The sequence below is a fragment of the Streptomyces sp. NPDC058619 genome (assembly GCF_042717785.1).
GTDB lineage: Bacteria > Actinomycetota > Actinomycetes > Streptomycetales > Streptomycetaceae > Streptomyces.
Window position 1 is genome coordinate 1 of the sequence record NZ_JBHXQN010000105.1, and the last position, 9520, is coordinate 9520.

At 70.2% G+C, this 9520-nt stretch carries 10 protein-coding genes and 2 pseudogenes; 2 read left to right on the forward strand and 10 right to left on the reverse strand.

What is annotated here, in order from left to right; genetic code table 11:
* Nucleotides 1-420 precede the first annotated feature (420 nt).
* Nucleotides 421-759 (reverse strand): HEAT repeat domain-containing protein, encoded by a 339-nt coding sequence (locus ACFWTC_RS37670; RefSeq protein ID WP_384030459.1) that lies wholly within the window; start codon nucleotides 757-759, stop codon nucleotides 421-423.
* Between the two features lie 434 nt (nucleotides 760-1193).
* Between ACFWTC_RS37670 and ACFWTC_RS37675 the strand changes: the two genes are divergently transcribed.
* Nucleotides 1194-1814 (forward strand): DUF6082 family protein, encoded by a 621-nt coding sequence (locus ACFWTC_RS37675; protein ID WP_384030457.1) that lies wholly within the window; start codon nucleotides 1194-1196, stop codon nucleotides 1812-1814.
* Between the two features lie 120 nt (nucleotides 1815-1934).
* On the opposite strand, the pseudogene ACFWTC_RS37680 reads toward ACFWTC_RS37675, so the two are convergent.
* Together ACFWTC_RS37680 and ACFWTC_RS37685 are read right to left on the reverse strand one after the other, a co-directional pair.
* Nucleotides 1935-2174, reverse strand: a pseudogene (locus tag ACFWTC_RS37680) (DUF1524 domain-containing protein); the annotation flags it as partial.
* Between the two features lie 377 nt (nucleotides 2175-2551).
* Nucleotides 2552-3295 (reverse strand): HNH endonuclease family protein, encoded by a 744-nt coding sequence (locus ACFWTC_RS37685; RefSeq protein ID WP_384030461.1) that lies wholly within the window; start codon nucleotides 3293-3295, stop codon nucleotides 2552-2554.
* Nucleotides 3296-3778: 483 nt separating this feature from the next.
* Between ACFWTC_RS37685 and ACFWTC_RS37690 the strand changes: the two genes are divergently transcribed.
* On the forward strand, nucleotides 3779-5647 hold the full coding sequence (locus ACFWTC_RS37690) for a tetratricopeptide repeat protein (protein ID WP_384075083.1): 1869 nt from the start codon (nucleotides 3779-3781) through the stop codon (nucleotides 5645-5647).
* 526 nt (nucleotides 5648-6173) lie between these two features.
* Here ACFWTC_RS37690 and ACFWTC_RS37695 read toward each other — a convergent pair.
* The 7 genes and pseudogenes from ACFWTC_RS37695 to ACFWTC_RS37725 form a co-directional block, all read right to left on the reverse strand.
* On the reverse strand, nucleotides 6174-6704 hold the full coding sequence (locus tag ACFWTC_RS37695; protein WP_384030451.1) for a hypothetical protein: 531 nt from the start codon (nucleotides 6702-6704) through the stop codon (nucleotides 6174-6176).
* A gap of 162 nt (nucleotides 6705-6866) precedes the next feature.
* Nucleotides 6867-7097, reverse strand: a complete 231-nt coding sequence (locus ACFWTC_RS37700) for a hypothetical protein (RefSeq protein ID WP_384030449.1) — start codon at nucleotides 7095-7097, stop codon at nucleotides 6867-6869.
* On the reverse strand, nucleotides 7094-7261 hold the full coding sequence (locus ACFWTC_RS37705; protein ID WP_384030447.1) for a hypothetical protein: 168 nt from the start codon (nucleotides 7259-7261) through the stop codon (nucleotides 7094-7096). The genes ACFWTC_RS37700 and ACFWTC_RS37705 overlap by 4 nt, the downstream gene beginning before the upstream one ends.
* A gap of 95 nt (nucleotides 7262-7356) precedes the next feature.
* Nucleotides 7357-8202: a helix-turn-helix domain-containing protein gene (locus ACFWTC_RS37710; protein WP_384030445.1), complete on the reverse strand. Its 846-nt coding sequence runs from the start codon at nucleotides 8200-8202 to the stop codon at nucleotides 7357-7359.
* Between the two features lie 14 nt (nucleotides 8203-8216).
* On the reverse strand, nucleotides 8217-8747 hold the full coding sequence (locus ACFWTC_RS37715) for a DUF6879 family protein (protein WP_384030443.1): 531 nt from the start codon (nucleotides 8745-8747) through the stop codon (nucleotides 8217-8219).
* Nucleotides 8716-8961: a hypothetical protein gene (locus tag ACFWTC_RS37720; protein ID WP_383907145.1), complete on the reverse strand. Its 246-nt coding sequence runs from the start codon at nucleotides 8959-8961 to the stop codon at nucleotides 8716-8718. The genes ACFWTC_RS37715 and ACFWTC_RS37720 overlap by 32 nt, the downstream gene beginning before the upstream one ends.
* A 385-nt stretch (nucleotides 8962-9346) precedes the next feature.
* Nucleotides 9347-9520: pseudogene (locus ACFWTC_RS37725) on the reverse strand (SAM-dependent methyltransferase); the annotation flags it as partial.

The following is a 9520-nucleotide window of genomic DNA, read 5'->3' on the forward strand; positions in this document are numbered from 1 at the left end:
CGGGCTCCTCGACGACGACAGCCAGCACGAGGAGGTACGCCGGGCGGCGGGCGACCTGAGGTTCCGGCTCGGCTCCCGCCTCGCCTGAACCAGCCGGCGCCGCCGCTGCGCAGGGCGGTTAGAGGGCTCGCTCGTAGACGACGGTGGTGTTCGGGCAGTCCTCGGCGACGCCGAGGAGGGCCTGGCGCTCGGCGTCGTCGGCGTCCAGGTCCCAGCGGAGCTTGCTCGCGGCCCACTGCGCCGCGTACTCGCAGTGTTAGCCGCCCGTCGGCGGGAGCCACTGCGCCGGGTCCTTGTCGCTCTTGGACCGGTTCGACTTCGCGGTGACCGCGATCAGCGTGACCGGGGAAGCCTGGTCGTTCGCGTACGCCTCCCGACGCGCCGCACCCCAGGCGTAGCCGCCAGCTGGCGGGGGGGGCGCTATTCGAACCGTGCGGTATTCCCGGCTCCGGGGCACCTGGCATCAGGCTCGGGCTGACGTCTGATGCCGTCGCGGCGCCACATGTACCGCCACGCCACATCGAGGTAACTCATCTCCTCGTCCTGGAAGCCGGGCCGCGGCGGACCCAGACGATCTGCGCCTTCCACGCACCGCTCGTCCTCGTGGAGTGCAAGACCGTGCACGGCAACAAGCTGAACCCGGCGCTCCGGGTGATGGAGGAGAGCCGCCATGGCATTGGTGACGGCGGGATCGCCGTTCATGATCCCGCCGGCCTTGCGGCAGGCCGCGATCCGTACGTCCGTGTCAGCGTCAGCCATCAGCCATCAGCCATCAGCCATCAGCGCCAGGAGTGCCTCACGAGCTTCGTCGGTCAAGGACCTGGGCGGCGGCCACGCACATCCCGCGTGTGCCTCGCACGCCTCAACCACAGGCGCCGGCGTCGAAGACCTCCGCGAACGCGCCCTCGCTCTGGTCCCACCTATCGACAACCACGGCAACGCCAGCACGTGACGGGCCGATGCGCAGAACCATCGTCGAGGTCCGATTTCACAACCTCCGCGTTCTTCGGACGGATGATGTGGGGCGGCAACAGCTCACGGTTTGATCAGCTGAGCGATCGCGACAGTCCTGAGTCGGATGGCGCTCAAGGGAACAGAGGGGATGGTTTCCAGGCCAGCCCCTGTTGTTCGAGGCTCCTTCTCTTGGCAACCCAGGCAACTGGGCTGAAATCTATGCAGTGCTATGAGACTCTATGGCGATGATTCCTCGTAGGACTCGGGTCTTTGTGATCTTTGCGGTGGCCTTTCTTTCAGCGCTTCTGGTCCTGGTTTTCAGACTCATCGACAACCGCGCACAGGCCTTCAGTGCAGCGTCGGTGCTGATTTCCGGAATTGCACTGACTGGCGTTATAGTCTCGCTCACGTTTCAAGCGCTGCAGACAAAGACTGCCAGAGATGAACGAGACAGGTCTACCCATAGGGGGATGATCTATCTAACGATGGGAGATCGCGCCCTGGCAGAGTGCCTGGAACCGCCAAACACTCCCATGCCATTCGAGCGGTACAGGCAAATCATATTTGCCAATCTGATCATGGGTAGATGGTATGCTGCGCATCAACTGGGAGACGTGGATGATTCCACACTCAGGTACACCCTTGAGCGGCATTTTCGCGGCGAAATAGGAAGAGCGCATTGGGAATACGGCTGCCACGACTGGCTTCGCGGCGCCATAGGAGGGCAACAGCGAAAAGCTGCGGCGTTCGCCGCCATAGTCGAGGGATGCTACCGAGCCGCCGTCGATGCAGGACCTGCAGTGCCGGCAGCTGACTACTTCACCGACGAGGGCACCGACCTGGACCCTCAGAACTCATAGCAGATGACAGTCGGCTGGAATGACGCATGCCGAGCCCTGTGGGCGAACCGGGCGGTCACAGCTGTTCGCCCCGCAGCAGCGTATCCGCCCTGTAAACCGAGCATGCCTATTTCCTGGACCCGCCAGCTCCAGCAGCGCTTCGCGCTCCGCCTCGGCCGCGGCCAGTCCCCAGCGCAGCTTCGTTGCCACCCACTCCGCGGCGTACTGACAGTGGTAGCCCGGCGGGCGGAAGCCAGTGCGCCGGGTCCTTATCCGCCTTGCTCCGGTTCGACTTCGCGGTGACCGCGATCAGGGTCAGCTGGGACGCCTGGTCATTCGGTACGCCTCCCGACGGACGGCGTCCCAGGCATAGCCGCCAGCTGGCGCGGAGCGCTATTCGGAAGACGCGGTATCCGGCGGGTGCGCGCTGTCCCCGCCGCACCATGCGGGGCCGACAGAACACCGAGCCCGCCCGCAGGCAACGCTCATCCCTCGCTCTGTCCCGAGCTGGAGCCGATCTTCAGCGAGCTCACCGAGCAGCGGGAGACCGCCGGCCGCCTGGTGCTGGGCTGGGCGGGATGAGGAGTGGACGATCCTCGCCCGCCGCTTCCCCGGCCCAGCCGCTGACCTCACGTGCCTCTGTGCTCGGTCCCCCCACCGCGACAGCAGCCGCCGCCCGACCGGCTCCGCTCAGGCGCAGGCTTGTTCCCCGGCGAGCCGCCGCATCGCCCGGGGGAACAAGGCCTGTCCGGGTGGGTCTACGGGGCGGGGGTGTAGGTGACGGTGTTGCCGCCGCAGCCGGCCGCGATGTCGTACAGGCGGTCCTGCTCGCTCTGGTCGACGGCGAGCTGCCAGCGGAGCTTGGTGGCGGTCCACTCCGAGGCGTACCGGCACAGCGCCTCCGAGGCTGGCGGCAGCCACTCGAAGGGGTCCTGGTCGGCCTTCTGCCGGTTCGAGCGGGCGCTGACCGCGACGAGGCTGCTCGTCTGCTGCTGGTCGTTCGCGTACGCCTCACGCCGCGCCGGAGTCCAGGCGGAGGCGCCCGAGTCCCAGGCTTCGGCGAGGGGCACCATGTGGTCGATGTCAAGCGCGCCGGCGGAGGTGACGGTCTGCTCGTCGTAGTACGACCACCAGCTGCCCCCGGTCAGCGTGCACCGCGGCCCGACCACCGGCGGCTCGACGGCCTCGGCGATCAGGACCTCGCGGCGGGTGTCGCAGCCGTCGGTGCGGTTCTCGCCCGCGTTCCAGTGCCTGAACGCGTCGCGGTCGTAGCCGTCCCGGGACTCGTCCGCGATCCGCAGCGCGGAGACCGCGACCCCGATCGGCAGAACCTCCGGCGCGGCGGCCGGCCCGCGGGCGGCAGTGCGGGCCGGGGCGTACGAGGTGAACGGCAGCTCCGCCGCCGGGACGGCCGGGGTAGCGACAGCGGGGAGGGTCGTGGCGAGCAGGGGCAGGGTCGCGAGGGCGAGCGCGGACAGACCGCGGCGCAGCAGGGTGGTGATCACGAACCCGGGTTGTAGCCGCCCTGACCAGGCCACGGGGAGGGGTCCGGGGCGGTGTCACCCGGGCGGGCGTCTTGGTTCACCCGCAGAAACGGCACCGCAGGTGCCCGGCGCCCCGCCGGTTGTGGCGCCCGAGGTGTCGGGCGCCACGCGGGCCGGGTACACGGTCCCGCACCGGTCAGGACTCGCGCTCCTCACCGTTCTACTCCTCGTCGGTCTCCTTGCGTGCGCGGCGGGTCTGGAGGGTGAGGGAGAGGAGGGTTCCGGCGATGGTGAGGAGGTCGGCGATCAGGGAGAGCGTGTCGTTCACGGGGGTGCCCCTTCGATCTGCTGGTTCCGCGGTGTACGGCTTGAGGCAGACCTTCGGGGGGAGTTGGGTTATCCGGACCCCCCAGGCGGGACGTCGCAGGTAGGTTCCGGATGGAGGGGTGGTTGTCCGGGACGGGCCGGACGGATCCGGATCAGAACGTGGGTGGGGGCGGGATGCCGGCAGCAGGGAAGAGCGGCGGAGGCGGCAGGCCGTGGGGGCCAATACAGACGGATAGCCCGCACGCGCGGCAGCTCGCGGAGTTCCTCCGCAAGCGGGTCGACGAGTCCGGGAAGACCCTGGCCCGGCTGGCCACCGAGGTGCCCTTCTCCAAGTCGCAGATCAGCGTCTACCTCGGCGGGAAGATCCCCCCGCAGCACTTCGTGACCGGCATCGTCAACGCGACGGTCCCCGCCCCGCTGCGCGAACGCCGGCACAGCGAAGCGAGCCGGCTGCTGTACGACGCCCTTCACCCGCCGAAGCCCGCGACTGACACAGCCGGGCGTCCCTCCGGCTCGGACGTGGTGGACCTGGTTCAGGTGCAGGCCCGGCAGATCGAGGCCCTGGACAGCCTCAACCGTTCTCTGGAACAGCGGGAGGAGCTCCGCCAGGCTGCGGAGAACTCGGCCAAGCTCGTCATGGTGCTCCTCCGGATGATCCACACGCTGCAGGACCGGGTCGCCGGTCTGACGAAGGAACGCGACCAGCTCGCCCGGGCCGGGGGCACGGGCGCGCTGGCAGCCGTGCAGCGGAAGCTGACCCGTGCCGAGTCGCAGACGGAGAAGGCACGGGAGGAACTGGAGCGGGCGGAGGAGAAGCAGCGCCAGGCCGAGGAGCTCGCTGCTCGGCTCCAGAACCGGATCGAAGAGCTGACAGACGACCTCGACCGGCTCCGCGGAGACGAGCCCTCACCTCACGATCACCTTCCCGGACTCGTTACGGTGGTGCTTCCGCACGTGCGGGGGCCGGTTTCCGAGGACCCCGAGGGCGACGACATCGACGCAACGCTGGTGCGCGCGTCAGCGATCAACGACACCGTCGGCCGCATCACCACCGAACTCACCGAGGGCGGCCCCGGCGCTGGCCTGAACATCCTGGACAACCCCCTCACCAGCACGAACGCCCAGGACAAGCTCCTCACCAGGCAAGCCCTCACCGCCCGAGCCATCGAAGCGGAACGCATCGGAGAAGCCGGAGATGCCGCAGCAGCACGGGACCTGTACACCGTGCTGATCGCCGACCGCACCCGCGCCCTCGGACCCGACCACCCGCATACCCTTACGAACCGTCACAACCACGCCTATTGGACGATGGAGGCAGGAGACGTCACCACAGCACGGGATCTGTGCGGCATGGTGATCGCCGACCGCACCCGCGTCCTCGGACCCGACCACCCCGACACCCTGACCACCCGCAACAACCACGCCAATTGGACGGGGGACGCAGGGGACGTCACCACGGCACGGGATCTGTGCGGCATGGTGATCGCCGACCGCACCCGCGTCCTCGGACCCGACCACCCCCAGACTCTTGAGGCCCGCGGCGACCACACCGGCTGGACGGGGGAGGCAGGAGACGCTGCCGCAGCGCGCGACCTGTGCTCCCAGCTGATCGCCGACCGCACCCGCATCCTCGGACCCGACCACCCCGACACCCTCAGTACTCGCAACAACCACGCCAGCTGGACGGGACGGGCAGGGGATGCTGCCAGAGCACGGGACCTGTACGCCGTGCTGATCGCCGACCGCACCCGCGTCCTCGGACCCGACCACCCCGACATCCTCCTCGCCCGCAGCAACCATGCCGTCTGGACGGGAGAGGCAGGAGACGCTGCCACAGCACGCGACCTGTCCACCGTGCTGATCGCCGACCGCACCCGCATCCTCGGACCCGACCACCCCGACACCCTCACCACCCGCAGCAACCACGCCCACTGGACCAAAAGGGCGGGTGACCGCGCCAGGGCGCGGACTCTGTCCGCCGCGCTGGCCGCCGACCGCACCCGCATTCTCGGCACCAACGACCCCAAGAGCTCCGCCTCCTGAGCGCGCGCCTACTTGAGCCGCGAGCGGAGGACACCAGCAAGTGGCGCTCTGGCGTCACCGGCTCCCTGGGCAGGCGCGCGGCGCCGCCGAGCTGGCCGGCCAGCCCGGAAGCGGGGGACTACGCGGCCTCGTGCCAGATCTGCGGGTTCTTCCCGCCGCGGACTTCGCCCCTGAGCCGGGCTTCGACGCCGAGGCGGGACTGGCCGCTCTCCTGGGCCCAGCGGTCGATCGCGCCCCTGACGGTGTCGGCGCGCGCCCCACTCCAGCCAGGCGGCCTGCCAGTCCTCGTGGGCTTCCGGCTGCCAGCCGCCCTCCCCGGATGGCCGCCCGTACCGGTCCTGGATCGCGCGCAGGAGAACCCACGCGGTGTCGGCGCGCTTATGGAGCCGGATGAGGTCGTCGTCGAGTCGAATTTCAGCCACGGCCGGATCGTAGAGCTCTGCAGTGACAGTACGAGCCCGGCGGGGCCGACCCCGGTACGACGCTGCACCCGCACGGCAGCCCGGTACGCGGGCACGCGCGACGGTCAGGCGGTCGGGGATCCGGTGTATTCGTGGCGCTGGTAGCCGCGTCCGTCGCCGTGCCAGTCCAGGTAGGGGGCGGCATCGCCGAGAGCGCCGGGGGCGGCCCTGTGGCTGATGGTCGGGGTGCGGTAGCGGCCGTTGTGGTCGCCCTGGGAGTCGCTGTTCTCCATGCGGCTCTCGATCGCGGTGAAGTCGCGCTCGACCACCACCGGGTCCGTCCCCTCCCGGGCCTGCTTGATCTGCACGCGCAGTTTGGCGCCGTCGAGGATCGTCGGGTCGTCGAGGACCGGGTAGGTCGGGCCGTCCCACCGCGCCTCGGCGTACGCGTAGACGGTCGCGCCCGCCCGCGCCGCGCACACCTGCACGCGGATCTCCCAGTTGTCGGGCCCGAGACCGGAGTACCCGGCGTCGTCGATGGTCTTGACGCTGCTAGCGCACCGGTAGTTCAGCTTGGCCGGCGCGGCCGCGGCCGCCTCCGGGGCCCCGGCCAGGAGGGCTGTGCACAGGAGCAGGGCGGCGGTGGTGTTCTTCATGGCCGGTCAATGCCGCTCCGGCCCCGGACGTCACGGGCCAGGGCGGAACCCGCCCCGAGGGGGTGACGCGGGCAGCGGCCCGTTCGGGATCCGTGACGGACGCCCTGCCGCTGACCACCGGCGCCGCCCTCGGACAGCACGGGGTGGTTCCGACGGCGCGGTTCAGCGGGCTTCGAGGGGCTGGATGTTGCCGACGGCGGTCGTCAGCTCGCGGCCGCCGGCCTCGGGGCGGATGTAGGCGCGTCGCGTCCAGCGCGGTCCGCTGTGGGTGGCGACTTCTTCGCGGACGACGGCCATCAGCTTGCCCTCGGTGCCGGAGGCGATGTCGCGGACCCGGCGACCGAGGAGCGGGTGGTCCTCATGGCCGTAGCCGAGGTCGGCTGTCCTCTTCACCTCTCGCCCCCGTCGGTGGTTGCGTCCCGGCGGTCGTCCTGGTCGCCGAGGAAGCGGGCGAGGCCGCGCTCGGCCCGGACGAGCAGCTCCGGGGAGGGAGCGCCGTAGCCGGGTGGGGGCAGGTCCCGCCGGCTGGGCTCGGGGTCGTTGGTGGGCGGGCTCATGAGGGGCCTCCCGTCGGCCGGTGGAATCCCAACACCGACGACGCTAGGGACCGGGCGGCAGACTCCTCAATGTTCTTGCGGGAAATTGCGGACGTTCACCCGTGTGCTGCGGCGGCCCGCCGGATGAGAGTGCGGGCTTCGGTCCCGTAGACGGCGCTCCCGGAGAGGTCGGCGAAGGCCTGCTGGTAGGTGGCGATCTCGCCGGGGGCTGTGATGGTGACCCTGGCGGACAGCAGCTCGATGCCGACCTGGGCGTCGTCGTAGAGGGCGAAGGACTCCATCGACCACAGGGGCCGGGGGGCGCGGGTGGCGATGATGCCGAGGGAGACCTGCGGCAGTCGGGCGAGCTCGATGAGGTGCTCCAGCTGGGCGGTGGTGGTGTCGGGGCCGGCGATGCGGGAGTACAGGACGGGCTCCTCGATGAGGAAGGCGAACTGCCGTCCGCGCTTGTGCAGGACCTTCGACCGCTTCACCCGGGCCGCGGCGGCCGCCTCGACGTCGTCAACCGTGCCGTGGAAGGTGCCGTACGCCGTGATGACGGCGGCCGCGTACGCGGGAGTCTGGAGCAGGCCGGGGACGACGTGGGAGCAGTACACGCGGAAGGCGCGGGTGCGCTCGACCAGGGGGACGATCTCCTGCTGGAGGCTGGTGAGCCCGGCCCGGTTCAGGCGCTTCCACTCCACGTACATGGAGGTGGCGCTGCGGGCGGCGGCGATCAGGTCCTCGGCCTGGCCGTCGGCTCCGCACGCCGTGCACCAGGCGCGGATGTCCGCGTCGGAGGGTGCCGCGCGGGTGTTCTCGATGCGGGAGGTCTTCGCCGGGTGCCAGCCGCAGGCGTCGGACAGCTGGTGGCCGGCCAGGCCCGCGTCCAGGCGCAGGTGCCGCAGGCGGGTGGCGAGCGCGGAGCGGGCGGCCTGGGCACTGGACAGGGGCGAGGTCATCGGTGCTGCTCCGGCTAGGGCTTGTAGTCCTCGTAGGGCACGGCACGCTCCCAGACGGCTGTGAACGCGGACGCGCACAGGGCGGCGGCCGCCGGGTCCTCGGACATCTCGCCGCCGGCGGAGGTGCCGTTGCCGGCGAAGTGGTTCCAGCGGACGAGGCGGCCGTCGATCAGCCAGAAGTCGTTTCCGGGGAGCGCGATGTCGGAGGCGTGGCAGCGGGGCAGGTAGCGGACCTCCTCGCCGGCCGCGAGGTTGACCACGGCGCCGGCGTGGCTGTACTTCGCGTAGTCCGACAGCGGCTCAGACACGATCCGGGCCCGTCGTACGCTCACCCCGCGTGCAACGGTTCGGCGCACCAGGCAGGTCCAGAACGCCCAGTACTCCGAGTCGGGGTCGGTGTTGCGGACGCCGGTGGCCAGCCAGCGGGCGAAGCCGGCGGACTCGGCCGCGACCCCGTAGCTGTCGCGCATCTCCAGGTGGAGCGCGGAGTGCCGGGCGCCGTCCAGCAGGACGTCAAATCCCGGCACGGCGTCGTTCAGCGTCATCGCAGGCCTCCCTCAGCATCGCCGCCATCCGGGCCGGGATCCGTACGACGCCCTCGGTGTCGGGCACCGGCCCGGTCTCCAGGCACCGGTCGAGCAGTACTTGGTCGGCCTTCCAGCCCTGGATGACGACGTCGGCCGTGTCCTCGTCCACCCACACCGTCGGGCACTGCCCGGTGTCGGAGTCCGGGTCGATACCGATGAACCGTAGTGCCATGACAGCCTCCTGCATCACTCAGCTTGCGGGAAATTGCGCCCCTCCAGTGGAGCAGCAGGGAGGGGCCAGCGTCCGGAGAACGGCGGGACTGCGCGGGCTCGGCGAAACGGCCGGGCGTCGGCCGCGGGCGGGGAGGCGGCTCGCTGGTGAAGGAGTCGCGTGAATTCGATGAGGCGTCAGCGCTCCGACTCGTACCCGCGGATGGTTTTGTCGGTGAGTTGCGAGAGCGCGAGTCGCCCAGCCGCGAGAGCGCCCTCTTCCGCGGGAGGTTGATGTCGCTGGGTTTTGAGAGCACGGGGGTGCTTGCTTCGGGCCGATGGTAGGGCTCCGCGACGAGGGGGCCGCCGAACATGAAGGCGTAGTCGGCTGACCCCTCCTCAGGGCATCACAGGTCGGCGATGAGGGCGTACCGCTCGTCGTCCACCGGACCACCCCACAAGTCAGGGTCGCTGCTCAGTGGTTCGATACGCACAGCGGCAACAAGAGGGCGCACGGCTTCGGCAAGGTCTTCGGCGCCGATTCCGCCGTTCCACGGCAGCGATTCGGCGCCATCCACATA